The following is a 22761-nucleotide window of genomic DNA, read 5'->3' on the forward strand; positions in this document are numbered from 1 at the left end:
ATGAGCGGACAGGACATGATGCTTGAGGTCGAGGACCTCGTGATGACCTATGGCGGCTTCCGCGCCGTCGACGGGTGCAGTTTCTCCGTGCGCGAGGGAACGATCACCGGCTTGATCGGACCCAACGGCGCCGGCAAGACGACGACGTTCAACATGGTGGCCGGCGCCATTCCGCCGACATCCGGGCGCATCCGCTATCTCGGGCGCGACGTCACCGATCTTTCCACCGACAAGCGGTTCCATCTCGGCCTGGTGCGCACCTTCCAGATCCCGCACGAATTTCACCGGCTGACGGCGCTGGAAAACCTGATGATGGTGCCGCCGCGCCAGTCGGGCGAGGGGCTTTTGGCCAACTGGCTGTCGCCGGGCCGGGTGCGCGCCGACGAGGAGCGCGTGCGTGCCCGCGCGGTCGAGACGCTCGCCTTCCTGGAGCTGTCCCACGTGGCGGACGAGCGCGCCGGCAACCTGTCGGGCGGCCAGAAGAAGCTGCTGGAGCTCGGCCGCACCATGATGACGGACGCCAAGCTGGTGCTGCTCGACGAGCCCGCCGCCGGCGTCAACCGCACGCTGCTGCGCAAGCTGGAGGAGAAGATCGCCATTCTCAACCGCGAGCGCGGCTACACCTTCGTCCTCATCGAGCACGACATGGAGATGATCGAGAAGCTCTGCGATCCGGTCATCTGCATGGCCGAGGGCCGCGTGCTGATCCAGGGCGACTTCGCCGCCGTGCGCTCCGACCCGCGGGTGCTCGAAGCCTATCTCGGCGAGACCGTGGGAGACGCCGCATGAGCGACATTCTCGACATGCGCGACGTCGTCGGCGGCTATGGCGAGGCCGACATCCTGCAGGGCGTGACCCTGCGCGCGGCCCCGTCGGAAATCGTCGTCATCGTCGGCCCGAACGGGGCCGGCAAGTCGACGGCGATGAAGGCGATCTTCGGCCTGCTGCATGTGCGCGGCGGCACGATCCGCGTCGACGGGGCCGACGTCACCGGCCTTCAGCCCAACCGCATCGTCGAGGCCGGCGTGTGCTACGTGCCGCAAGTCAACAACGTCTTCCGCGAGATGACGGTGCACGAGAACCTGGAGATGGGCGCCTTCCTGCGCTCCGGCGACCTGTCGGCCGCCTATGACCGGGTCTATGCCCTGTTCCCCGACCTCAAGGAGCGGCGCAAGGCGCTCGCCGGCAACCTGTCCGGCGGCCAGCGCCAGATGGTCGCCATGGGCCGGGCGCTCATGCTGGAGCCCAAGCTGCTGCTGCTCGACGAGCCGACGGCCGGGCTTTCGCCGAAATACATGGAGCAGATCTTCCAGATCTGCCGCGACGTGCGCGACACCGGCGTCACCATTTTGCTGGTCGAGCAGCACGCCAAGCAGGCGCTGGCCTTCGCCGACCGCGGCTATGTGCTCGCCTCCGGCGCCAACCGTCACGAGGGGACGGGCGCCGAGCTCCTCGCCGACGAGGATGTCGCCGCCATGTTCCTGGGAGGCTGACCGACATGGACGCGATGGAACTGATCAACTTCTACCTGGTGCCGGGCATCGTCGTCGGCTCGATCTATGCGCTCGGCGCGGTCGGCATCACGCTCGTCTTCGCGATCCTGCGCTATGCGCATCTCGCCCATGGCGACCTTGCGACGCTGGGTGCCTTCCTTGCGCTGGGCGTGGTCACGCTGGGCGGCGTCTCGCCTTACGTGGCGCTACCGGTCGCGATGGTGGTGACCGCGGCGGTGGCTGTGGGCATCGACAAGGCGTTCTACGCCTATCTGCGCGAGCGGCCGAAGATCGTCACGGTGATGGCCTCGCTCGGCGTCGCCCTGATGGTGCGCGCGGTGGTGCAGATCGTGTGGGGCGTCGATTCCCAGACCTATACCCGCGGCATCGTGCGCCCCGAGAACTGGTTCGGCATCCGCGTGCGCGACCGCGAGATCGTCACCGTGCTGGCGATGATCGCCCTCGTCGTCGCCTTGCAGCTCTTCCTCAAGCACAGCAAGTGGGGCAAGGCGATGCGCGCCATGTCCGACAACCCGGACCTTGCGCTCCTGTCGGGCGTCGACAACCGCAAGGTCGTGCTGCTCACCTGGGTGATCGTCGGCGGCCTGTGCGCGGCGGCCGGCGTGTTCCTCGGCCTCAACTACGAGCTCAAGGCGATGATGGGCTGGACCATGTTGCTGCCGATGTTCGCCGCGGCGATCCTCGGCGGCGTCGGCCGGATCGAGGGCGCGGTGCTCGGCGGTCTGATCGTCGGCATCGCCGAGGAGATGTCGACCCTGTTCCTGCCGACCGAGTACAAGGCGGCCACCGCCTTCGCCATCCTGCTGTTGATGCTCCTTGTGCGGCCGACCGGCCTGCTCAAGGGCAAGGTCCTGTAAGGAGGCGCGCGCGATGGAATGGCTCGGCTTCGTAAACTACGCCGTCTTCATGGCGATCTTCATCGGCATCTATGCGCTGCTGGCGCTGGGGCTGAACATCCAGTGGGGCTATACCGGCCTCTTCAACGCGGGCATCGCCGGCTTCTTCGCCGTCGGCGCCTACACCTCGGCGATCCTCACCTCGCCCTTCGCGGAAGGGCGCGTCGGCGGCTTCGACCTGCCGGTGCCCGTCGGCTGGCTCGGGGCAATGGTGGCGGCCGGGCTGATCGCCTGGCCGATCGGCAAGATCTGCCTGCGCCTGCGCTCCGATTATCTGGCCATCGCCACCATCGGCGTTGCCGAGATCATCCGCCTCGTCGTCAAGTCGGAAGGCTGGCTGACCAATGCCGCGCGCGGCATCACCGACATCCCGCGCCCCTTCGGCGATCTCGCCTACACCATGTCGCAGCTGGCCTATCTTGCCATCGTCGCCGGCGTGCTGCTGGTCGCCTATCTGCTGGTCGAGCGGCAGTTCGCCTCGCCCTGGGGCCGGATGATGCGCGCCATCCGCGACAACGAGGACGCGGCCCGCGCCATGGGCAAGGACGTGCCCTACCGGCGGCTCGAGGCCTTCATCTTCGGATCGGCGCTGATGGGGCTGGGCGGCGCGCTCTTCGCCCATTTCAACCGCACGATCACGCCGGAGGCGATCGACCCGATGGTCGCGACCTTCCTGGTCTGGATCATGCTGATCCTCGGCGGGTCGGGCAACAATCGCGGCGCCATTCTCGGCGTCGCCGTGGTCTGGATCATCTGGTCCATGTCGGAGATCGTCACCGACCGGCTGCCGCACGAATATGCCGTGAAGGCCAAGTACCTGCGCGTCTTCCTGATCGGCCTGATGCTGCAGGTGGTGCTGCGCTTCCGGCCCGAGGGGCTTTTGCCCGAACCGCAGGGGAGAGGCCGCAAGCCGGACCCTGCGGCAAGCGGTGCACGCCCGCCGGCGGCGTCCGATTGAGGCTTGTGAGGGCGGCGCGTTTCGGTTGAAACTGCCGCCACCAGGGCAGCCGGGCATCCGGCTGCCGCAAGCGCGAAGGCGCCGTTCCGGGACGGGCAGGATGGCCCGAGGGGAGCGCCTCCGCGAGACAGCAAACGGCCGGGGAGATTTCGTGCCGGCCGGATAACCATAAGGTGGAGGTTTATCATGAGGACGTTCCGTATCGCCGCGGTTGCGGCTCTCCTGGGTGCGACGGCGCTGGCGGCGCCCGCCCATGCGGACGTGAAGATCGGTCTGCTCGGCGGCGTTTCCGGTCCGATCGCGGCGATGGCGCCGGCGATGATCGACAGCGCCAATCTCGCCATCAAGCAGGTCAACGACGCTGGCGGCATTCTCGACGGCCAGCAGCTGGTCGGCGTGGTCGGCGACAGCGCCTGCAACCCGCAGAACGCCACCGACGCGGCCACCAAGGCGGTCAACATCGAGGGCGTCGTCGCCATCGTCGGCCCCCATTGCTCGGGCGCCGTGCTTGCGGCCGCCAATTCGGTGACCATCCCCGCCGGTATCGCCATCGTCACTCCGTCGGGCACCTCGCCGGAGATCTCTTCGCTCAAGGACAACGACACCGTGTTCCGCACCGTGCCGTCCGACGACTACCAGGGCCGGGCGCTTGCCCGTACGCTGCTGGAGCGCGGCACCAAGAAGGTGGCGGTCGCCTATCTCAACAACGACTACGGCAAGGGCTTGGCCGAGTCGTTCCGCGCCGAGTTCGAGGCGCAGGGCGGCGAGATCGCCGGCTATGCCGCGCATGAGGGCGAGAAGGCCTCCTACCGCTCCAACCTTGCGGACCTTGCGTCCGGCGGCGCCGACACGCTGGTCATCCTCGACTACGGCGACGGCTCGGGCCTGACCATGCTGCGCCAGGCGCTGGAGAACGGCTTCTTCGAGAACTTCGTCGGCGCCGACGGCATGAAGTCCGACGCCCCGATCAAGGAGCTCGGTGCGGAGAACCTGGAGACCTTCCTCGCCTCCGCGCCGGTCGGCGAGCAGTCCACGGCGCTGGATGCGTTCAGCAAGGCCTTCTCCGATATCGGCGGCGACCCGAGCGCGATCTTCGTGACCACGTCCTACGACGCGGCCTTCATGCTGGCGCTCGCCATCGAGAAGGCCGGCGGCGACAAGGCCAAGGTGGCCGCTTCCTTGCGCGAGATTTCCAACGGCGAGGGCGAGCCGATCCTGCCGGGCGAGTGGGCCAAGGCCAAGGAGCTGATCGCGGCCGGCACGGCCATCGACTACAAGGGCGCGGCCGGCGAGCACAATTTCAACGAGGCCGGCGACGTTCCGGGTGCCTATGCCCTGTTCAGGGTCTCGGGCAACGGCTTCGAGGTCGTCTCCGAGATGAAGTGAGCCTTCGTCCGGCCGGGGCGCTCGCGTCCCGGCCGGATCCTCGCCTTGGCGGGGAGCTGAAACGCGAAACGGCGGCCCTGCGAGGGGCCGCCGTTTTCGTGTCGCGGTCGGGAAACCTGAACTCTGCCTGTACGCCTCAGGCCCGGTAAGCCTCGGGCCCGGTAGCCTCAGGCCCTGTACGCCTTACGCGCCGGCGCCCTGCAGGCTCGCCATCTTGCCCGAGGTGGGGATCTCGCCATCCATCTTCAGCAGGAAGCGGATCTCGGTGCGGTCCTCGGCCAGCTCGGCGATGGTGTGGGAATCGAGCACCATCATGAAGGCCTCGAGCGCCTCGTGCAGCAATCCGTTGAAGCCGCAGGAGGTGATCAGCGGGCAGTCCTTGCGGCCGGATTCGAAACACTCGGCGAGCAGGAAGCTTTCTTCCGCTGCACGCACCACCTCGCCGACGGAAATCTCCGCCGCCGGGCGCGCGAGCAGGATGCCGCCATTGCGGCCGCGCAAGGTGCGCACGAAGCCACCGTCGACAAGAACCTTGAGGATCTTGAAGAGATGCGTCTCCGACATCTCGAAGCTGGCCGCGATATCCGCGACACGGCTCGGAGATCCGGGATTTGCCGCACAGTAGATGAGGGTGCGGACGGCGTAGTTGGTCTGCTGGGTCAGGCGCATGTGCATAGATATGCGGTGCTGGGGCGGGAACGTCAACGGCTTTGATGGAAAAACATGACGCTGAAAGTCAGCTTTTGCCGCGCCTTTATGCCGCTACGTCGGATCGGGGTGGAGCGGGGGCGGATCGGGGTTGTCCGCCTCATGGGGGTGACCTGGGCCGGGATGACAGCCTGAGGGGGAGGCGCCGCCGTCGCCCCTCCTCTGCTGTCATCAACTCATATCGTTGAGGTGGTCTCTCATTCTTGCGTTGAGGATGACGACGATCTTTCTCATGAGCGCGGTTAGGGCGACGATGGGCTTCTTTCCGTTTGCGATGAGCCTCTGGAAGACGGGTCGCAGCGGCCCTTTGCAGCGTGCGGCGCTGAGGGCGGCCATGAAGAGGATGGAACGGATCTGCGGGCGTCCGCCGCGGGTCTTGCGGTAGCCCTTCAAGGTTCCGCTGTCGTTGGGGTGTGGGGCAAGGCCCGCCAGGGATGCGGCCTGCTTTCCGGTCATGGTGCCGAGCTCGGGCATGGCGGCGGCCAGGGAGATGGCGGTCCTTGGCCCCACGCCCGGCAGCGAGCGGTAGAGGGCGATACGCCTTGCGAGCAGGGTGCATTGCGCGCAAAGGCCTGCGATGGCCGTGTCGATGGTCTCGATCTGGCGGTCGAGCGTTCTGACGAGGCTCCTGCAGGAGGCGACGACCAGGGTGCATCCGGGCGACTTGGCGCGGTTGAGTTCGGCGCCGCGAATGGCCATGAGGTCGTGCCTGCGGGCGACGAGCGCGGCGAGTTGCGCCTGGGTGCGATCGGCCGGGCGGTGGAGCGGCAGGTGGCGCCACCGCTCCTGGCCATAGGCGGCCAGCAGTGCGGCATCGATGGCATCGGTCTTGGCCAGTCGCCCGAAGGAACGGGCGAAGGCCCTGGCCTTGAGGGTGTCGGCGCGGTGGCAGGCGATGCCTGCGGCCGCGAGCTCTGCCAGCAGCAGGGCTTCGTGGCCGCCGGTCGGCTCGCAGACGATGAGCGTCCCGGAGGGCAGGCCGGCGACCAGCTTGCGGATCGCCCGGGCCGTGTTGGCCACGGTGCTGGCCCCGGTGCTGGCCACGGTGCAGGCGGCGGTGCCCGGCGCCGGACAGACGGCAAGGGTCAGCTTCGACACGTCGATGCCGACGACGTGGGACGGGGCATGTTCCAGAAAGGCCATGGCGGTGGTATCCTGATCGTGCTTCGGATTGTTCGCGGGCGTGGTGTCAGCCAGAGGCCCAATCAACTCTCCAAGCGGGAAAAGGAAGCGGCAGGGACCATGATGACGACGGGCGAAAGCCCAATCACGGTCCGGTCGCCTGCCACTGGTCTCCCGGCGGTTCAGGCCGGGAGGCCACCCAAACTCTACCATCTCTCCAGACGAACAACCCCGGGCAAGCGTAGCGGGACCCGGGATCCATTGGCGCCCTCAGCGGATGTTTGTGCCCCACCCTCTCTCCTCGTCATTCCGGGCAAGGCGAAGCCGCGACCCGGGATCGGAGAGCCGCCAAGCTTGTCGCACCTCATTGCGGGGCTTCCACAACCGCGGCCGGCGCGCCCCCTTGCCGGGGCGCTTCCGCAACCGCCCTCCGGCTCCCCTCTCTCCGCTCCCCTTGCTTTGCGCTTGAAACTCGCCCGCAGAACATGAATAGTGATTCATAATTCATATTACCCGGGGGGAGGACGTCGTGGGCGAAGCGGAAACGGGCAGAGGCGCGGGGCGGGCCGCAACCCGCGGCACGGCTGCGCGCGGGCGCAAGGCTCCTGCAAAGACGGGGGCCGGCAAGCCGCGCGCGCCCAAGAATGACGCAACGGGAGCCGGTCCGGCAAGTGCTGTCGCGCCGGCCGGCGAGGATGCCGCCTCCGGCATGCCGAAAACCGCGCGCGGCGCGGCCACCCGGCGGGCGATCCTCGAGGCGGCCGAGCGTGTCATTGGCCGCCAGGGCTTCAACGAGGCTTCCATCGGCTCCATCACCCGCGAGGCCGGCGTCGCGCAAGGGACCTTCTACATCTACTTCGCCAGCAAGGACGAGGTCTTCTCCGAGCTCGTCGCCGAAATGGGCCGCATGCTGCGCCACGCGATCAGCGAGGCGACGTCCGGCTACACCGACCGCCTGCAGGCCGAGCGCGAGGGCCTGCGCGCCTTCCTCGCCTTCGTCTCCGCCCATCCCGAGCTATACCGCATCGTCCAGGAGGCGCAGTTCGTCGACCGAGAGGCCTATCTCGCCTACTTCCGCACCTTCGCCGAAGGCTACCGCGAGGGGCTGGCGCGCGCCGCAAGCGCCGGCACCATCCGCCCCGGCGATGCCGAGATCCGCGCCTGGACGCTGATGGGCATCGCCCGCTCGCTCGGCGAGTTCCAGGTGGTGTTCGGCGGCGCGGTCCCGGTCGACACCATGGTCGAGGTCGCCCACGATCTCATCGAGAACGGCCTCAAGGTCGGCAGCGGCAAGGGGGCGGGCGAATGAGCGCCGCCGCCAGCCACCTCGTGCATCTCGACTGGCGGGAGGGCGCCGCATGGCTGACGCTCGACCGTCCGGGGCGCGGCAATGCCCTGGTGCCGGAACTGCTCGCCGCCTTGCGCGCGCGGATCGACGAGGCGCGGCAGGCGGGCGCCGGCGCCCTGGTGCTGACCGGGCGCGGCCGCGCCTTTTCCGCCGGCGGCGACGTCGCCCGCTTTGCCGCGCTCTCCGGGGACAGCAGCGACCTGCTCGATTGGTCGCGCGAGATCGTCGGCGCGCTCAACGCGGCGATCCTCGATCTTCTTGCCTTCCCGATGCCGGTGATCGCCGCGCTCAACGGTCCCGTCACCGGCGGCGCGGCCGGCCTCATGCTCGCCGCCGACATGGTGGTGATGAGCGAGGAGGCGTTTCTCCAGCCCTATTATGCGCAGATGGGCTTTGCGCCGGACGGCGGCTGGACGGCGCTGCTGCCCTCGCGCATCGGCACCGCGCGGGCGCTGGAGGTGCAATATCTCAACCAGCGCCTGAGTGCGGCCGACTGCCTGCGCCTTGGTCTGGCGAGCGAGACCTGCCCGCCGGCCCAGCTGGAGGCCCGCGTGCGCGCGCGGCTCGCGACCCTTGCGGAGATGGATGCCGGTACCCTTGCCGTGACCCGCGCCAATGTCTGGAACGAGGAACGCCGAGCCGCCGTCGCCAGGGATCTCGAGCGCGAGCTTCACGGCTTTCTCGCCTTGATCGCCCGGCCGCAAACGCGCGAGCGGATGCAGGCCTTTCTGGCCCCGCTTGCGGCCGGGGAGGGGCGGCGATGATGTCCTGGGTCACCGACATGGCGGCCAAGCGCGCCGAGCTGACGCCCGCGCGCATCGCCTTCACCGACCACGAGACCGGCGCGCAGCTGACCTTCGCCGACGTCGAGGCCAGGGCCAACCGCACCGCCCGCGCCCTGCTGGCGCGGGGCGTTGCCGCCGGCGAGTGCGTCGCCGTCCTGTGCCACAATCACGCGGAGTTCTTCGTCCTGCTCTTCGCCGCCCAGAAGACCGGCATCGTGCTGCTGCCGCTCAACTGGCGCCAGCCGCCCGCCGAACTCGCACCGGTCGTCGCCGCCTCCGGCGCGCGGCTGCTGCTGCATGACGGTGCAACAGTGGCAACCGCGCAGGCGCTTGCCGGTGATCTCGGGCTGGATCTTGTCGGTTTCGCCAATGCGCCCCTCGGCGGCGAGGCGCCCCATCTTGATCGGCTCGCCGCAGACCTCTCGTCCGCCCCGCTTGGCGAGAGCTGCGTCGAGGCCGGCCGGCCCTGGTATCTGCTGGCCACTTCCGGCACCACCGGCACCCCGAAACTGGTGATCCAGACGGCGGAAATGGCCTGGGCCAACGCGGTCAACTACACCCAGGCGACCGGCCTTGCAGGCACCGACCGCGCGGTCAACTTCCTGCCGCTGTTCCATACCGCCGGCATCAACCTGATGACCCTGCCGCTGTTCCTTGCCGGCGGCGAGAGCATCGTCTTGCGCAAGTTCGATGCCCCGGCGGTGCTGCGGCTGATCGGCGCCGGCCGGCTCACCGCCTTCTTCGGCGTGCCGGCGATCTACCAGGCGATCGCGCTGGAGCCCGGCTTTTCAGAGACGGACTTTTCCGCCCTGCGCTCGCTCGGCTGCGGCGGTGCGCCGATGCCCGCGCCCCTGCTTGAGACCTATCTGTCGCGCGGCGTCACCGTGTGCAACGGCATGGGCATGACCGAGACCGGGCCGACCGTCTTCCTCGCCGACCCGCACGATGCGCCGCGCAAGATCGGCTCCGTCGGCAAGGCGCAGATCCTCGCCGAGGTGCGCCTGGTCTCGGTGACGGGCGAGGTGGTGGAGGGCGAAGGCGAGGGCGAATTGCAGATCCGCGGCCCCGGCGTCACGCCCGGCTATTTCGGCAATCCGCAGGCGAGCCGGGCTGCCTTCGCGCCGGGCGGCTGGCTGCTGTCGGGCGATGTCGCCCGCCGAGATGCCGACGGCTGCTACTACATCGTCGACCGCATCAAGGACATGTACATCTCCGGCGGCGAGAACGTCTATCCGGCCGAGGTCGAGCGGGTGCTGGTCGCCCATGAGGACGTGCTTGACGCGGTGGTGATCGGCGTGCCGGACGACAAGTGGGGCGAGGTCGGCGCTGCGTGGCTGATCGCCCGCCCCGGCGCGGTGATCGACGTCGCCGCGCTGATCCGTTGGTGTCGCGAGCGGCTCGCCGGCTACAAGGTGCCGCGCAGCTTCCGCATCGTCGACGAGTTGCCGCGCACCGCCGCCGGCAAGGTGCAGAAACACATCCTGAGAACACGACATGGGGAGAGCGGTCGGTGACGACGGCAACGGAGGAGTTTTCGGCACGCTGGGTGCCGACACAGGCGGATTTCGACGCCTTCGCGGAACTGTCGGGCGACGACAACCCGATCCATGTCGATGCGGAGTTTTCGGCGCGCACCCGCTTCGGGCGCACCGTCTCGCACGGCATGCTGCTCTATTCGCGCCTCTGGGCCCTGCTGCGGCAGCGCTATCCGGAGCATCGCCACGCGGTGCAGGCCTTGATGTTCCCCAATCCCGCCTATGCGGAGGAGGAGCTGGAGCTCGCCTTTTCGCCGGCAGATACCGGCGAGGCCGGGCTGGTAGCGATCACCATTTCGCGGGTCGCCGACGGGGCGCCCGTGCTTGTCGGGCAGTGCAGGCTGGAGGCGGGACGATGAAGCTGGACGTGGGACAGAGCGCCGAGGTGAGCCGCCGCTTTCCGGCATCGGATGCGGCCGTCTTTGCCGGTCTTGCCGGGCTGGACCGCCTGCCGGAGGCGGTGCCGCAGCCGCTGATCGGCGGGCTGTTTTCCTATCTGCTCGGCGTCCGGCTGCCGGGCTTCGGCACCAACTACCTGAAGCAGGAAATGTCCTTCCTGTCCGAGGCGCGGTTCGGCGAGATGCTGAGCGCGCGGGTGACGATCACGCGCCTGCGCCCGGAAAAGCATCTCGTCGACCTTGAGACCGTGTGTCTCGGCGAGGACGGGCGGCGCATCTGCGAGGGCCGGGCGCTGGTCTATGTCGAGGACGCCGTCGCCGCCTGAGGGGCCCGACAACGGAAAACGCCGCCGGCGGGGCCGGCGGCGTCAGAACCTGGGTTCCTTGCGGAACGGCTCGGTCTGCTCAGGCGAGCTCGAGCTGGGCGGCCTGCAGGCCACGACCGCGACGGTCTTCCTCGGTCACGAAGGTCAGCGTGGTGCCCTCGGCCGGAACGGCGAGGCCCGAACGCTCGAAAGCCGTGATGTGAACGAACACGTCCTTGCCGCCCTCGGCCGGGGTCACGAAGCCGAAGCCACGATCATGGTTGAAGAACTTCAGGGTGCCGGTCTGGCGCATGGGAAAACTCCTGTCCCGTGTCGATAGTTAAGCGCAAGTAAGCGCGCTTGCTTGCGCGAGCGTGGCATTCAGAAACGGGAAAGGCAGTTCTGTTCGACAGAACCGGTCGTTTTGGACCAGGAAGCGCCGCATACCGAAACTTTCTTAACCGGGTTCGAATTTTCAAGCCCGCTGAGGCCGGTCCGAAAACCGACCGGGCGAAGTGTATGCGAAAACCCTGGGACCGGCAAGCGTCGCCGCAGCGTCCGCGGCGCTTCCTCACGCAGGTTCGGCGCCTTGCAGGGTTCCGTGCCGCCGCAGCAGCCCGGCCAGCATGTCATTGAAGCTGCTGGATTCCTCCAGATGCGGCGAGTGGCCCGACCGGGCGAAGGTCTCGATGCGGGCACGGGGCAGGTGCGCCGCCTGCCACTCGGCGGCCGCGAGGCCGTAGAGCTGGCTGCGCGCACCCCGCGCCAGCACCACGGGCACGTCGATGCGCGGCGTCAGGGGGCGAAAATCCTGGATCGTCAGCGAGCGCCACATGGCGGCGAGCAGCCGCGGGTTCGCGCGGCGCATCTCCCGTTCGGCGAAGTCGACCAGCTCCTTGCGCGCGCCGGGGGCGAAGCTCCGCCGGGCGGTTGCTGGCGCCAGCAGCGGCCACTGGCCCTCGATGGCCTTGAGGAACACCGCGTTGCGCGGCCCGTCGAGGCCGTTCAGCGTGCCCAGCGTCCAGTCCGGCCCGTTGATCACCCGCGGCGCCATGTCCTCCACCACCAGCGCGGCGATCCGGCCGCTGCCGTGGCGCTCGATCATCGACCAGGCAACGAGCGCGCCCATCGACCAGCCGACCAGCACGGCCTGCGCGATGTCCTCTTCCTGCATCAATGCGGCCAGCGCGTCCGCGCCCGCCTCGATGCTCGGCGTCACCGTGTCGCCGGTCTTGCCATGGCCCGGCAGGTCGGGGGCGATCACCTCGGTGAGGTCGCTGAGGGCCTCCAGCTGCGGCGCAAAGAAGCCGCCATGGCAGGACCAGCCGTGCAGCAGGATCAGGACCGGCACGCCCGGTCGCCGCCGGCCGGCCCGGTGCAGATGCAGCCTGCTCATCCACGGTTCCTCAGCCGGCCGACGATGCCGTCCGGGAAGAAATAGACCGACAGGATGAACAGCGTGCCGAGCCACAGCAGCCAGCGCTCGGGCGCCACCAGGTCGGGCAGCAGCGGCATGCCGCGCGTTGCCGCCTCGGCGCTGGCCATCAGGCTCTGCAGATAGGTCTGAGCGAGAATGAACAGGCTCGCGCCGATCACCGCCCCGTACATGGTGCCCATGCCGCCGATCACCACCATCAGGAGGATGTCGATCATGATCTCCATGGACAGGGTCGTCGCCGGTCCCGTGTAGCGGATCCAGATGGCGAGCAGCGCACCGGCAAGGCTCGCCATGGCGGCGGACAGCACCGTCGCCGTGGTGCGATAGAGCACCACCCGGTAGCCGATCGCCTCGGCGCGGAAGGCATTGTCGCGCACCGCCTTCAGCGTCGTGCCGAAGGGCGAGTTGACGATGCGCAGCATGATCAGAAACAGCACCAGGGCGCTGAAGAAGACGAGGTAATAGGCAAGCAGCCTCCCGTCGATCCGCACGTCGAAGAGGCGCATGTCGGTCAGGCGGAAGGCCGGCGTCAGCTCGCGCGGGATCCGGTAGGTCAGCCCGTCCTCGCCGCCGGTGATCGAGGAGAGCTGCGAGACCAGCACGGCGAAGGCGCTCGCCACCGCCAGCGTCACCATGGCGAAGAAGATCGCCTTCACCCGCAACGAGAACAGGCCGATGGCGAGCGCCAGCGCGCAGGACACCGCCGTGCCGGCCAGCACGCCGACGAGGATCGCCAGGAACGAGGCGCCCAGGCTCCCGAGTGCCAGCGCCACGCCATAGGCGCCGATGCCGAAGAACATCGTATGGGCGAAGGAGACGATGCCGGTATAGCCGAGCAGCAGGTCGTAGCTCGCCACCAGCACGATGAAGATGCAGATGCGCGCGGCCGTATCGAGCGGCTTGGTGCCGGGAAACAGGAACGGCGCGAAGGCAAGGCAGAGGCCGATCGCGATCAGCAGCAGCGCGAGCGGCCGGCTGTGCGGGCGGTCGCCGGAAAGGAGGGTGTCGATCATCTTGCGCCTACTTTGCCTTGACCACGGGATAGAGGCCCTGCGGCCGCCACATCAGCACGCCCACCATCAGCGCGATGGTGGAGACCAGCGCCACCTTGGGCGCCATGAACGCCATGTAGTTGGACAGGAGGCCGACCAGCAGCGCGCCGATGAAACAGCCCTCGATGGAGCCGAGCCCGCCGATGATCACCACGACGAAGACCAGCACCATGATCTCCGAGCCCATATGCGCGGTGATCGTCTCCTGATAGAGGCCCCACATGATGCCGCCGAGACCGGCGAGCGCCGATCCTGCCATGAACACCAGCAGGAACAGCCGGTTGATCCGGTAGCCGAGCGCCTCGACCATCTCGCCGTTCTCCACTCCGGCGCGCACCAGCAGGCCGAGCTTGGTCGCCCGCAGCACGTGGCGCATGGCGACGAACAGCACCAGCCCGATGGCCACCGCCAGCATGCGGTATTTCTCGATGGCCGCCTCGCCGATGATGAACGAGCCCTGCAGCGAGGGCGGGCGGGCGACATGGATCGCGTCCGGCCCCCAGACCACGTGGATCAGCTGCTGGGCGACGATCAGCCCGCCCATGGTGACGAGGATCTGCTTCAGGTGATGGCCGTAGACCGGCTTGACGATCACCCGCTCGAAGGCGAGCCCGAGCGCGCCGGTCACCGCCATGGAGGCGAGGATCGCCAGGAACACGGCGGCAAGGTTCAGTACCACGGCCGGGTTCTGCGTCCAGCCGGACAGCCAGGCGAGCACGGTGAAGCCGACGAAGGCGCCGACCGAGACGAAGGCGCCATGGCCGAAATTGATCACGTCCATCAGGCCGAAGACGACCGTGAGCCCCGAGGCCATGATGAAGATCATCAGTCCCATGGCGAGCCCGGCGACCGTCAGCGTCAGCCACACGGACGGATCGCCGACGGCGACAAGCCCGACGAGCGCCAGCACCGGCGCCAGCAGCAGCGGCGCCGCCTTGCCGAGCCGTTCCATCGCCGTCGGTCCGACCAGGCGGGGGCGGATCGCGGTTTCGCTCACTGGTGCACCTCCAGGCTGAGGCCCATCAGCTTCTCCTGCAGCGACGCGTCGGCGGCAAGTTCCGCCATCGCGCCCGCATGGACGATGCGCCCGTCATCCATCACCGCCACCGTGTCGCCGAGCGCCGAGGCCATGGCGAAATTCTGCTCCACCAGGAGGATGGTGGTGTCGGTGTCCTTGAGTTGCTTCAGAGCCGCCGTCATCGCGGCGATGATCGCCGGGGCCAGGCCCTTGCTCGGCTCGTCGATCAGGATCAACCGGCGCGGCTCGATGATCGCGCGGGCGACCGACAGCATCTGCTTCTGTCCGCCCGACAGCGTGCCGGCGGCCTTGTCCCAGAACGTGCCGATAGGCGGGAACAGCTCCTTGATCCATGCGAGGCGCCTCTCGTCGAACGGCCCGCTCGTGGCGGCAAGGCGCATGTTCTCCGCCACCGTCAGGTCGGCGAAGATGCCCATGTTCTCCGGCACATAGGCAATGCCCGCCCGGGCGATGTCCGGCGTTGCCAGCGACTGGATCGGCCGCCCGTCGAAGGTGATGGTGCCCCGGCTCGCCTTCCACAGGCCCATGATGGTGCGCAGCGTCGTCGACTTGCCGGCGCCGTTGCGCCCCAGCAGCATGGTCACCCCGCCGCGCGGCACGGCAAAGCTCACCTCATGCAGGATGTGATAGGGGCCGATATGGGTGTGGACGCCCTCCAGCGTCAGCAGCGCGTCAGCCATGGGCGGTCTCCGTTGCAGCGGCACCCGGTGTCGCGGCATCCGGGGCCTTGCCGAGATAGGCTTCCTGCACGATGGCCGAGCGCATCACTTCGCCCGGCTCGCCGTCGGCGACCAGCGCGCCGTTGTGCAGCACGACGATGCGGTCGGCCAGGGTGCGGATCACGTCCATCTTGTGCTCGACCAAGAGGATCGTGCGGTCCTTGTCGGCCTTCAGCTCGCGGATCAGGTCGAGGATCACCGGCACCTCGTCGACGCTCATGCCGGCGGTCGGCTCGTCGAACATCAGCACCTGCGCGCCGAGCGCGATCATCAGCGCGACCTCCAGCTTGCGCTGGTCGCCATGCGGCAGGGCGGAGACGGTGACGTCGCGCTTGTCGGCGAGCCGCACCTCGGAGAGCACATGTTCGGCCCGCTCGATCAGCTCCACATGCGAACTTGCCCGCGAGAACAGGTCGAAGCCGCGCCGCGCGCGCGATTGCGCCACCAGCCGCACGTTCTCGCGCACGCTGAGGCTGGGAAACAGGTTGGTCAGCTGGAACGCTCGGCCGATGCCGCGCTCGCAGCGGTCGGCAACACCAAGGCGGGTGATGTCCTCGCCGTTGAGGCGCACCGTGCCGGCGCTGGCCTTCAGCTGGCCCGAGACGAGATTGAAATAGGTGGTCTTGCCGGCGCCGTTCGGTCCGACGATGGCAGTCAGCGTGCCGCGCTCGAAGGCGCAGGTCACCGCGTCGACCGCGACATGGCCGCCGAAGCGGATCGTCAGGTCCTCGGTCGCAAGAACGGGCGGTTCGCGCATGAGGGCTCGGCTCCGGGAAAGGGCACGGGAAAGGCACGGTGTCGGAAAGTTCGGGCGGCCCGGCCGCGGCGAAAGGGCCGGGCCGCCTCGCGTGGCGGAAATTGAAACACGCTTTGGGAGTGCCGCCGAGACGACGCGTGTTCCAAGCTCACCACGACAGAGCGTCAGCGCGTGTTGCGGATCGGGATGTTCATGTCCTCGATCTTCAGCTCGCGCACCAGTTCCGGAATGCCCCACTCGACCTCCGGATCGACCCGGATCTTGAAGTGGTACATGGACTGCAGCGCCTGGTGATCCTCCGCGCGGAAGGTCATCGTGCCCTTCGGCGTTTCGAAGGACATGCCCTCCATCGCCGCGATCAGCTCTTCCGTGTCGGTCGAGCCGGCCTTGCGGATGCCCTCGACGACGGCGATGGCGGCCGACATGCCGCCGGCGGTGAAGAAGTCCGGCGGCGAGCCGTGGCGCTTCTCGTGCTCGGAGACCAGCCAGTCGTTCGCCGCGTTCTTCGGGATGTCGTGGTAATAATAGGTGGCGCCTTCCATGCCCGGCAGCGCCTTGTAGGCCTTCATCGCCGCCAGGATGTTGCCGCCGGTGGCGATCTCGATGCCGAAGCGCTCCGGCTCCATCGCCTTGATCTTGCCGATCGGGTTGTTGGCGCCGGCCCAGATCACGAACAGGAACTTGCGGCCCTCGATGTCCTTCATCGCGTCGAAGATGCGCTGGGCGCTGGCGGTGAAGTCCTGGGTGTCGGTGGGGGCGTATTCCTCGAAGGCGAGCTTGGCGCCCGTGCCGGCCAGCGCCTCGCGGAAGGCGGCGACGCCGTCGCGGCCGAAGGCGTAGTCCTGCGCCAGCGTGGCGATGGTGACGCCGTCCTTGCCGAGCGCCACCGCGTTGGCGATGGCGTCCTGCGAGGAGTTGCGCCCCGTGCGGAAGACGTAGCGGTTCCAGTTCTCGCCGGTGATGGAATCGGCCACCGCCGGCTCGACCAGGAGCAGCTTGCCGTATTCCTCGGCGACCGGCAGCATCGCCAGCGCGACGCCCGAGGACACCGGCCCGACGGCAAGGTGCACGTCGTCGTCGCCATAGGCTTCGGCCAGCGCGGCGCGGCCGATATCCGGCTTCAGCTGGGTGTCCTTCTCGATGACGACGATCTTGCGGCCGTCGATCTCCATCGTGCCGTCCGTCGCGTATTCCAGCCCCATCATGAAGCCGATATGCGACTGCTTGGCATAGGCCTCCAGCGCGCCGGTCTTGCCGTAGACATGGGCAATGCGGATGTCCTCGGCCTTGGCCCCGGCGCCCATCGGCGCGGCGGCAAGGGCTGCGGCAAGCAGCGCGGCCGCGGTGGCATGTCTGATCATGGTGTCCTCCCTGTGGCGCGGGTCGCGGGCCGCTCCTCCAGCCCGCCGCTCCGTATCGCCGCCGTTATATGACGCATGATTCATGTTTCATGTCAATTCGGACGCGCGCACGCCCTCGCCGCCTCCCGGAGGGGCAGTCCCGCGGGATGCGCCATCTCGTGATAGCGATCACAGTTGTCTTGGCAAAAGCGTCTTATCTTCTGATCATGGACGCAGGGAAAAGCGGCGTCACGAAGATGAGAAATAAGCATCAAGCAGAGGGAATGAAGTCATGTTCAAGAAGATCGCAGTCACGAGTCTTGCAGTCGCCCTGACCGCCGGTGCGGTTCTGGCATCCGGCACCACCGGCGCCGAGGCCAAGAAGGGCTGGCACCACAACAACGGCTGGGCCGCCGCCGGCGGGTTCGTCGCCGGTGCCGTGATCGGCTCCGCCCTGTCGCAGCCGCGCTATTACGAGCCGGCCCCGCAGTACGCTCCGGCCCCGGTCTATTACGGCCGCCCGGCCCCGTGGACGCCGGAATGGTACCGCTACTGCTCGTCGAAGTACCGCTCGTTCAATCCGGACACCGGCTACTTCCGCACCTATTCGGGTCGCTACCAGTTCTGCAACTGAGCGGAACTCCCCTCCCGGGGACCAGAAGAGGGCCGGCCTTTGCCGGCCTTTTTCCGTTGTGGCGGGGGGAGGGGGTCAGCGACCGGCCAGCGCCCGGGCGATGCCGTCGGCAGCCGCAACGCCGCTGGCGAAGGACGCCTGCAGCAGGTAGCCGCCCGTCGGGGCTTCCCAGTCGATCATCTCGCCGGCGACATGGACGCCGGGCAGCTTGCGCAGGCCGAAATCGGCGTCGATCTCGCCCCAGGCGATGCCGCCCGCCGTCGAGATCGCCCGGTCCATGCCGGAAAACCCCGTCGCCGTCAGCGCCAGCCCCTTGATGCGGCGGGCCAGCTCGAGCGGGTCGCTGGTGCGCTCGCCCGTTTCCCACAGCAGCGCGATGGCGCTTGGGGGCAGGCCGGCAACCTTTCGCAGGTGATTGGAGAGCGACTGCTTGCCGCGCGGGCGCGCAAGCCGCGCTGCCAGATCCGCCTCGCCGAGATCCGGGCGCAGGTCGAGCAGCAGCTCCGCCGTCCCTTTTTCCTCAAAGGCCGCGCGCAGCTCGGCCGACAGCGCATAGACCGCGCCGCCCTCCAGCCCGCTTGCGGTGATCATCGCCTCGCCGGCAACGCGCTTGCCGCCGACGCTTGCCGCGATTCGCTTCAGCGGCGTTCCGGCAAAGCGCGCCTTCAGCAGTTCCGACCAGCCGACGAGAACGCCCGCATTCGCTGGCGTCAGCGGCGTCACCGTCACGCCGTGCCGTTCGAGCGTCGGCACCCAGCCGCCGTCGCTGCCGAGCCGCGGCCAGCTCGCGCCGCCGAGCGCCAGCAGTACCGCATCCGCCTCGATGTCTTTTGTCCCCTCCGGCGTTTCGAAGGAGAGGCGCCAGCGCGCCGGCGCTTCCGTGCTCCGCTCCAGTCCCGTCCAGCTCCAGCGGGTGTTGAGGCGCACGCCGCGCGCGGCCAGCCGGCCCAGCAGCGCCCGCACCAGGGGCGAGGCCTTCATCTGGACCGGAAACACCCGGCCGCTCGAGCCGATGAAGGTCTCGATGCCGAGCTCCGCGCACCAGGCCCTGAGCGCTGCCGGATCGAAGGCGGCGATCGCCGGCGCCAGCTGCGTTTCCGCCTCCCGGTAGCGGGAAAGAAACGCCGGCATCTCTTCGCCATGGGTGAGGTTCAGCCCGCCGCGCCCGGCCATCAGCAGCTTGCGCGCCGGCGAGGGCATGCGCTCGATGATGGTCACGGCAAGGCCCGCTGCCGACAGCCGGTCGGCGGCGATCAGCCCGGCCGGCCCGGCGCCGACGACGACCACCTGCGGGACCGCCCGCGTGCCGTTCTCGCTCATTGTTGTGTGTCCCGTTTCGGCCCTCGCGCGCTCAGCGCAGCGGCGCCCGGCCCTTGGAGAACAGGAAGCCGCGCTTGGCTTCGAACAGCCACAGGCCGAGCCTTGCCAGCAGGGCCACGTCGCCGGCCGGCAGCAGCGACTTGCGCCCGACGCGGGTGAGATTGAAGCCGCGGAAGGTCTCGAACACCCGGCGCGTCATGCCGAAGGTCTTGTGGAAGCGCGGGTGCCCGCCGGCCGCAAAGCGCGGATGGAACGAGACGTAGCAGTCGACCCGCTCGCGCTGCAGTAGCGGCGCCAGCAGCGGCGCCACCTCGTATTCCGCACCCTCGATGTCCATCTTGATGAACAGCTTGTCGTTCGGCCCGATCATCGCTGCGATCTCCTCGATGGAAATGCAGTCGACATCGAAGGTCACGCTCGCGTCCTTGTGCACGAAGGACGACATCGAATCGCCCGGCGCGGTCTTGGCGGCCATCTTGCGGCTGCCGCTCTGCGTCCACACCGCCTTGCGGATCACCGTGACCTTGTCCTTGAAGGCCGGGTTGAGCGCGAGATTGGCCTCCAGCTCGTCGGCCGCGGTCGGGTCCGGCTCGAAGGCGATGACCTTGCGCCCGCGCTGCGCCTCGTAGAGCACGGTCGGGCCGACCCAGGCGCCGAAGTCGAGGCAGACGGTATCCTCGTCGACGCAGGCATCGAGAATGTCGTAGGTCGGCTTTTCCCAGTTGCCGTTTTCCGCCTGCCGCCAGAAGCCGGGGCGCGCATCGTTCACCTGGAAGGAAATGTCGCGGATCGTCACGCTGTGCATCTGGAGGGTACCGGCTCTCTTTATCTATATGTCTCTTGCGAAGCGTTTGGCGAAGGGCGGGCTTCAGCGCCTGCGGCGCTTGTCGGCCTGCTCGCACAGGTCCTGCTCGTAGGCCTTCGCAAGCCGCAGGAACCTCGTATAGGCGAAATTGACGGAGATCACGATCCCCCACCAGCCATAGAGCGCATAGCGGCGCACCGCATAGGCCTTCAGGAAGGCGAGGGGAAACTCGGTGGCGATGCGCCAGCGGGCGATCCGGCGCCCGCGCGCGGCCATGTCCTCAGCCTGCATCGTTGAGTAACGGTTCATCTTCTCGACATGGAAGGCGACGGAGCGGATCGAGCGGTGCTCCATCGCGCCCTTCAGCCGGGCCGGCCTTGCCTCGGCCGGCGGACGCACCGTGTCGTGCACGGGCGAATCGGAAAAGCGGCCCGCGCGCCGGTCGTAAAGGCGAATCTGGATATAGCCGTAGGCCCAGGGGGCCGGGCCGTCCTCATGAGCGAAGACATCCTTGATCGCCACCTCCCAGAAAGACGCAGCAGTCAGCGCGCCGGAGGCGGCCAGCTGCGCGATCTCGCGTGCCAGCGCGGGCGTCGCCGCCTCGTCCGCATCGAGGTTGAAGATCCAGTCGTTGCGGCACTGGTCCTCGGCGAAGCGCTTCTGCGGCCCGTAGCCCGGCCAGGCGTTCTCTATGACCCGCGCGCCGTGCGCGCGCGCGATCTCCTGCGTCCCGTCGGTCGAGCCGCTGTCGACGACGACGACCTCGTCCGCGAATCCCGCGACGCTGTCGATGGCGCGGGCGATGCGGTCCGCCTCGTCATGGGCGATGATGAAGACCGATATGGCGACGGGCGTCCCGCCCGTTGTCGTCTGCATCCGTTCCCATCCCCGTTTCCGGCCGTTCAGGCCGCTTGACTGCTGCGAATCGAGGCAGCGGCCGCCTGCGAAAGCGGCTTCCGGCCGTGTTCGGGCTCTCTTTACGGCCCGCGGCGGCCGGCTTCAAGGCTCTCGCGGCGCAGCATCCTGCGGAAGCCCGTAAACGCGTCTCAGGGCCCGAAAACGGCAGAACCGCAGGAAACCTAGGCCATTTGCTAACAGAGGTTTAACGGGGTGTCACCGCAAAGACACACTGTGTCCGTCGAGTGCCGCTTTCGGGCATTTGCCGGTTGCGAGCCGCCGACGGCCTCGCTTAGAAAAGGATCGAGCTCGCGGGGAAGCTTGCTCAACTCTTCATCTCCCGTTGGCCACTAGGTCACACAGGGAATAACGACGAGGTCAGGAAATGAACATCAAGAGCATCCTGCTCGGCGCTTCCGCTGCCGCCCTGGCGGCCACGGGCGCTCAGGCCGCCGATCTCCCGGTGGCTCCGGAGCCGGTCGACTACGTTCGCGTTTGCGACGCTTTCGGCACCGGCTTCTTCTACATCCCGGGCACCGAGACCTGCCTGAAGATCGGCGGCAGCGTTCGCGCTGAATTCCGCGTTAATGATCTGCTCGACAAGGGCGGCTCTCGCTGGGGCGGCGCTACACGCAATACACTTCCGCTCGCCGATTCCACCACGATGCGTGCTCGCGGCTACTTCAACTTCGACAGCCGCACCAACACCGAGTACGGCCTGCTGCGCACCTACGTGTCGGTCTGGATTACCGCCGACAACTCCGCTCCGGTCGCGACCGAGCTCGATGAGGCGTTCATTCAGCTGGGTGGTTTCGTCGCTGGTCGTACCTCGTCGTATTTCGACTTCTACACCGGCAACAACTGGGGTGCGGTCCTGAGCCAGGGCTTCTCGGATTACGGCGAGACCAACCTGTTCGCGTACACCGCCCAGTTCGGCAACGGCTTCTCGGCCTCGATCTCGGCTGAAGCTGGCGATAAGAAGCGCGCTGAGATTTGGGACGCTACGCTTCCGGCAGGTGTGCTGAGTGCTGATTTCTACTCTGGCAACAAGGTTCCGGACTTCGTCGCCAACCTGCGCGTCGACCAGGGCTGGGGTTCGGCCCAGATCATGGGTGCCCTGCATCACGTGTATGGTCGTAGCGTTGCCGGTCTGACCGGTGGCGAGAGTGCGGCCGGCTGGGCGATCGGTGCTGGCGCCACGTTCAATCTGCCGATGATCGCTCCGGGCGATAATTTCTCGATCCAGGCGTCTTACGCTCAGGGTGCGATCGGTTATGTCAACTCGAACTGGGCGGGCTCGTCTCGCTTCGCTGGTGCCGCCTACAATGCTGCTGGCCAGTTGAAGCTGTCGACCGCTTGGGGCATCGGTGCTGGCTTCACTCACTTCTGGACCCCGGCGATCTCGACCTCGATCACTGGTTCGTACAGCGCACTTGACCAGGCGACTGCTCGGTTTGCGGACATCCGTGAGGTGAACGTCCAGGGTAACCTGGTGTGGCGTCCGGTTTCCGGTCTGCAGGTTGGTGCCGAGCTCGAGTATCAGCATCGTGATCGTGACTTCCTGGCGAACACCAGCGACTTGGTCGGTGTGTTCCGCGTCCAGCGTACGTTCTAATCTGGTCCTTTAGGATTGGATTGAGAGGCCCGGCAGGCAACTGTCGGGCCTTTTTCTTTGCGCGTTGGGCCAGGCGGCGTGCTGCGCAGGGCCTGCCGAGTCGACGATTGCCGTTGCGTCCCGCTCCCCTCTTCTGTCACCTCAAAGACACACTTGCTGCACTGCGTGCGTGCGCGGGCCTTTTGGCGAT

The 22761-nt window shown here is 67.9% G+C and carries 24 protein-coding genes; 12 read left to right on the forward strand and 12 right to left on the reverse strand.

Annotation, left to right across the window (positions count from 1 at the left end; translation table 11 throughout):
- Positions 1–18: 18 nt before the first annotated feature.
- The 5 genes from GH266_RS17545 (at position 19) to GH266_RS17565 (ending at position 4754) form a co-directional block, all read left to right on the forward strand.
- On the forward strand, positions 19–789 hold the full coding sequence (locus GH266_RS17545; RefSeq protein ID WP_158196281.1) for an ABC transporter ATP-binding protein: 771 nt from the start codon (positions 19–21) through the stop codon (positions 787–789).
- The gene (locus GH266_RS17550) at positions 786–1493 is read left to right on the forward strand and encodes an ABC transporter ATP-binding protein (protein WP_158194976.1); all 708 of its coding nucleotides are present in this window, start codon (positions 786–788) and stop codon (positions 1491–1493) included. Before GH266_RS17545 ends, GH266_RS17550 begins: the two co-directional genes overlap by 4 nt.
- 5 nt (positions 1494–1498) lie before the next feature.
- Complete coding sequence (locus tag GH266_RS17555) at positions 1499–2371, forward strand: branched-chain amino acid ABC transporter permease (protein WP_158194977.1); 873 nt, start codon at positions 1499–1501, stop codon at positions 2369–2371.
- A 13-nt stretch (positions 2372–2384) separates the two neighbouring features.
- Positions 2385–3368, forward strand: a complete 984-nt coding sequence (locus GH266_RS17560; RefSeq protein ID WP_158194978.1) for a branched-chain amino acid ABC transporter permease — start codon at positions 2385–2387, stop codon at positions 3366–3368.
- 186 nt (positions 3369–3554) lie between these two features.
- Entirely contained in the window at positions 3555–4754 is a 1200-nt protein-coding gene (locus tag GH266_RS17565) for an ABC transporter substrate-binding protein (protein WP_158194979.1), read from the forward strand.
- Between the two features lie 183 nt (positions 4755–4937).
- Here the strand turns inward: GH266_RS17565 and GH266_RS17570 are convergent, their stop codons facing one another.
- Together GH266_RS17570 and GH266_RS17575 are read right to left on the reverse strand one after the other, a co-directional pair.
- On the reverse strand, positions 4938–5423 hold the full coding sequence (locus tag GH266_RS17570; RefSeq protein WP_158194980.1) for an Rrf2 family transcriptional regulator: 486 nt from the start codon (positions 5421–5423) through the stop codon (positions 4938–4940).
- 210 nt (positions 5424–5633) lie between these two features.
- On the reverse strand, positions 5634–6605 hold the full coding sequence (locus tag GH266_RS17575; RefSeq protein WP_158194981.1) for an IS110 family RNA-guided transposase: 972 nt from the start codon (positions 6603–6605) through the stop codon (positions 5634–5636).
- Positions 6606–7293: 688 nt separating this feature from the next.
- On the opposite strand from GH266_RS17575, the gene GH266_RS17580 reads away from it, so the two are divergent.
- From GH266_RS17580 to GH266_RS17600, 5 genes are read left to right on the forward strand one after another with little or no spacing between them, the layout of a single operon-like run.
- Positions 7294–7893, forward strand: coding sequence for a TetR/AcrR family transcriptional regulator (locus GH266_RS17580; RefSeq protein ID WP_158194982.1), 600 nt, complete (start codon positions 7294–7296; stop codon positions 7891–7893).
- Positions 7890–8696, forward strand: a complete 807-nt coding sequence (locus GH266_RS17585) for an enoyl-CoA hydratase/isomerase family protein (protein ID WP_158194983.1) — start codon at positions 7890–7892, stop codon at positions 8694–8696. The genes GH266_RS17580 and GH266_RS17585 overlap by 4 nt, the downstream gene beginning before the upstream one ends.
- Positions 8693–10231 carry an AMP-binding protein gene (locus GH266_RS17590; RefSeq protein WP_199270363.1) on the forward strand — a complete coding sequence of 513 codons (1539 nt, stop codon included), beginning with the start codon at positions 8693–8695 and terminating at the stop codon, positions 10229–10231. Before GH266_RS17585 ends, GH266_RS17590 begins: the two co-directional genes overlap by 4 nt.
- Positions 10228–10611 carry a MaoC family dehydratase gene (locus GH266_RS17595; RefSeq protein WP_158194984.1) on the forward strand — a complete coding sequence of 128 codons (384 nt, stop codon included), beginning with the start codon at positions 10228–10230 and terminating at the stop codon, positions 10609–10611. Before GH266_RS17590 ends, GH266_RS17595 begins: the two co-directional genes overlap by 4 nt.
- Positions 10608–10976, forward strand: coding sequence for a hotdog family protein (locus GH266_RS17600; protein WP_158194985.1), 369 nt, complete (start codon positions 10608–10610; stop codon positions 10974–10976). Before GH266_RS17595 ends, GH266_RS17600 begins: the two co-directional genes overlap by 4 nt.
- 79 nt (positions 10977–11055) lie before the next feature.
- Here GH266_RS17600 and GH266_RS17605 read toward each other — a convergent pair whose 3' ends face one another.
- From GH266_RS17605 to GH266_RS17635, 7 genes are all read right to left on the reverse strand, one after another.
- The gene (locus GH266_RS17605) at positions 11056–11268 is read right to left on the reverse strand and encodes a cold-shock protein (RefSeq protein ID WP_067220344.1); all 213 of its coding nucleotides are present in this window, start codon (positions 11266–11268) and stop codon (positions 11056–11058) included.
- Between the two features lie 258 nt (positions 11269–11526).
- Positions 11527–12351 carry an alpha/beta fold hydrolase gene (locus tag GH266_RS17610; RefSeq protein WP_158194986.1) on the reverse strand — a complete coding sequence of 275 codons (825 nt, stop codon included), beginning with the start codon at positions 12349–12351 and terminating at the stop codon, positions 11527–11529.
- Entirely contained in the window at positions 12348–13406 is a 1059-nt protein-coding gene (locus tag GH266_RS17615; protein WP_158194987.1) for a branched-chain amino acid ABC transporter permease, read from the reverse strand. The genes GH266_RS17610 and GH266_RS17615 overlap by 4 nt, the downstream gene beginning before the upstream one ends.
- Before the next feature lie 7 nt (positions 13407–13413).
- On the reverse strand, positions 13414–14397 hold the full coding sequence (locus GH266_RS17620; RefSeq protein WP_199270625.1) for a branched-chain amino acid ABC transporter permease: 984 nt from the start codon (positions 14395–14397) through the stop codon (positions 13414–13416).
- 41 nt (positions 14398–14438) lie between these two features.
- Complete coding sequence (locus tag GH266_RS17625; RefSeq protein WP_158194989.1) at positions 14439–15164, reverse strand: ABC transporter ATP-binding protein; 726 nt, start codon at positions 15162–15164, stop codon at positions 14439–14441.
- Positions 15157–15960 carry an ABC transporter ATP-binding protein gene (locus GH266_RS17630; protein ID WP_158194990.1) on the reverse strand — a complete coding sequence of 268 codons (804 nt, stop codon included), beginning with the start codon at positions 15958–15960 and terminating at the stop codon, positions 15157–15159. Before GH266_RS17630 ends, GH266_RS17625 begins: the two co-directional genes overlap by 8 nt.
- A gap of 164 nt (positions 15961–16124) precedes the next feature.
- Entirely contained in the window at positions 16125–17321 is a 1197-nt protein-coding gene (locus tag GH266_RS17635) for a substrate-binding domain-containing protein (protein WP_158194991.1), read from the reverse strand.
- A gap of 271 nt (positions 17322–17592) precedes the next feature.
- Between GH266_RS17635 and GH266_RS17640 the strand changes: the two genes are divergently transcribed.
- Entirely contained in the window at positions 17593–17934 is a 342-nt protein-coding gene (locus GH266_RS17640; protein ID WP_158194992.1) for a BA14K family protein, read from the forward strand.
- A gap of 75 nt (positions 17935–18009) precedes the next feature.
- On the opposite strand, the gene GH266_RS17645 is transcribed toward GH266_RS17640, so the two are convergent.
- From GH266_RS17645 to GH266_RS17655, 3 genes are all read right to left on the reverse strand, one after another.
- The gene (locus GH266_RS17645; protein ID WP_158194993.1) at positions 18010–19254 is read right to left on the reverse strand and encodes a BaiN/RdsA family NAD(P)/FAD-dependent oxidoreductase; all 1245 of its coding nucleotides are present in this window, start codon (positions 19252–19254) and stop codon (positions 18010–18012) included.
- A gap of 31 nt (positions 19255–19285) precedes the next feature.
- A complete protein-coding gene (locus GH266_RS17650) occupies positions 19286–20059 on the reverse strand; it encodes an FkbM family methyltransferase (protein ID WP_158194994.1) in 774 nt (257 codons plus the stop codon).
- 63 nt (positions 20060–20122) lie between these two features.
- On the reverse strand, positions 20123–20935 hold the full coding sequence (locus GH266_RS17655; protein ID WP_158194995.1) for a glycosyltransferase family 2 protein: 813 nt from the start codon (positions 20933–20935) through the stop codon (positions 20123–20125).
- A gap of 406 nt (positions 20936–21341) precedes the next feature.
- On the opposite strand from GH266_RS17655, the gene GH266_RS17660 reads away from it, so the two are divergent.
- Entirely contained in the window at positions 21342–22571 is a 1230-nt protein-coding gene (locus GH266_RS17660; RefSeq protein ID WP_158194996.1) for a porin, read from the forward strand.
- Positions 22572–22761 lie beyond the last annotated feature (190 nt).

It is taken from the genome of Stappia indica, from assembly GCF_009789575.1.
GTDB classification, from domain to species: domain Bacteria; phylum Pseudomonadota; class Alphaproteobacteria; order Rhizobiales; family Stappiaceae; genus Stappia; species Stappia indica_A.

What these genes read in the sequence shown, in the direction of transcription:
- GH266_RS17655 (WP_158194995.1), bottom strand. Translation starts at nt 20,935, where the DNA reads ATGCAGACGACAACGGGCGGGACGCCCGTCGCCATATCGGTCTTCATC.
- GH266_RS17625 (WP_158194989.1), bottom strand. Translation starts at nt 15,164, where the DNA reads ATGGCTGACGCGCTGCTGACGCTGGAGGGCGTCCACACCCATATCGGC.
- GH266_RS17615 (WP_158194987.1), bottom strand. Translation starts at nt 13,406, where the DNA reads ATGATCGACACCCTCCTTTCCGGCGACCGCCCGCACAGCCGGCCGCTC.
- GH266_RS17565 (WP_158194979.1), top strand. Translation starts at nt 3,555, where the DNA reads ATGAGGACGTTCCGTATCGCCGCGGTTGCGGCTCTCCTGGGTGCGACG.
- GH266_RS17545 (WP_158196281.1), top strand. Translation starts at nt 19, where the DNA reads ATGCTTGAGGTCGAGGACCTCGTGATGACCTATGGCGGCTTCCGCGCC.
- GH266_RS17640 (WP_158194992.1), top strand. Translation starts at nt 17,593, where the DNA reads ATGTTCAAGAAGATCGCAGTCACGAGTCTTGCAGTCGCCCTGACCGCC.
- GH266_RS17555 (WP_158194977.1), top strand. Translation starts at nt 1,499, where the DNA reads ATGGACGCGATGGAACTGATCAACTTCTACCTGGTGCCGGGCATCGTC.
- GH266_RS17610 (WP_158194986.1), bottom strand. Translation starts at nt 12,351, where the DNA reads ATGAGCAGGCTGCATCTGCACCGGGCCGGCCGGCGGCGACCGGGCGTG.
- GH266_RS17650 (WP_158194994.1), bottom strand. Translation starts at nt 20,059, where the DNA reads ATGCACAGCGTGACGATCCGCGACATTTCCTTCCAGGTGAACGATGCG.
- GH266_RS17575 (WP_158194981.1), bottom strand. Translation starts at nt 6,605, where the DNA reads ATGGCCTTTCTGGAACATGCCCCGTCCCACGTCGTCGGCATCGACGTG.
- GH266_RS17630 (WP_158194990.1), bottom strand. Translation starts at nt 15,960, where the DNA reads ATGCGCGAACCGCCCGTTCTTGCGACCGAGGACCTGACGATCCGCTTC.
- GH266_RS17585 (WP_158194983.1), top strand. Translation starts at nt 7,890, where the DNA reads ATGAGCGCCGCCGCCAGCCACCTCGTGCATCTCGACTGGCGGGAGGGC.
- GH266_RS17620 (WP_199270625.1), bottom strand. Translation starts at nt 14,397, where the DNA reads ATGGAACGGCTCGGCAAGGCGGCGCCGCTGCTGCTGGCGCCGGTGCTG.
- GH266_RS17600 (WP_158194985.1), top strand. Translation starts at nt 10,608, where the DNA reads ATGAAGCTGGACGTGGGACAGAGCGCCGAGGTGAGCCGCCGCTTTCCG.
- GH266_RS17590 (WP_199270363.1), top strand. Translation starts at nt 8,693, where the DNA reads ATGATGTCCTGGGTCACCGACATGGCGGCCAAGCGCGCCGAGCTGACG.
- GH266_RS17560 (WP_158194978.1), top strand. Translation starts at nt 2,385, where the DNA reads ATGGAATGGCTCGGCTTCGTAAACTACGCCGTCTTCATGGCGATCTTC.
- GH266_RS17605 (WP_067220344.1), bottom strand. Translation starts at nt 11,268, where the DNA reads ATGCGCCAGACCGGCACCCTGAAGTTCTTCAACCATGATCGTGGCTTC.
- GH266_RS17635 (WP_158194991.1), bottom strand. Translation starts at nt 17,321, where the DNA reads ATGATCAGACATGCCACCGCGGCCGCGCTGCTTGCCGCAGCCCTTGCC.
- GH266_RS17660 (WP_158194996.1), top strand. Translation starts at nt 21,342, where the DNA reads ATGAACATCAAGAGCATCCTGCTCGGCGCTTCCGCTGCCGCCCTGGCG.
- GH266_RS17580 (WP_158194982.1), top strand. Translation starts at nt 7,294, where the DNA reads ATGCCGAAAACCGCGCGCGGCGCGGCCACCCGGCGGGCGATCCTCGAG.
- GH266_RS17645 (WP_158194993.1), bottom strand. Translation starts at nt 19,254, where the DNA reads ATGAGCGAGAACGGCACGCGGGCGGTCCCGCAGGTGGTCGTCGTCGGC.
- GH266_RS17570 (WP_158194980.1), bottom strand. Translation starts at nt 5,423, where the DNA reads ATGCGCCTGACCCAGCAGACCAACTACGCCGTCCGCACCCTCATCTAC.
- GH266_RS17550 (WP_158194976.1), top strand. Translation starts at nt 786, where the DNA reads ATGAGCGACATTCTCGACATGCGCGACGTCGTCGGCGGCTATGGCGAG.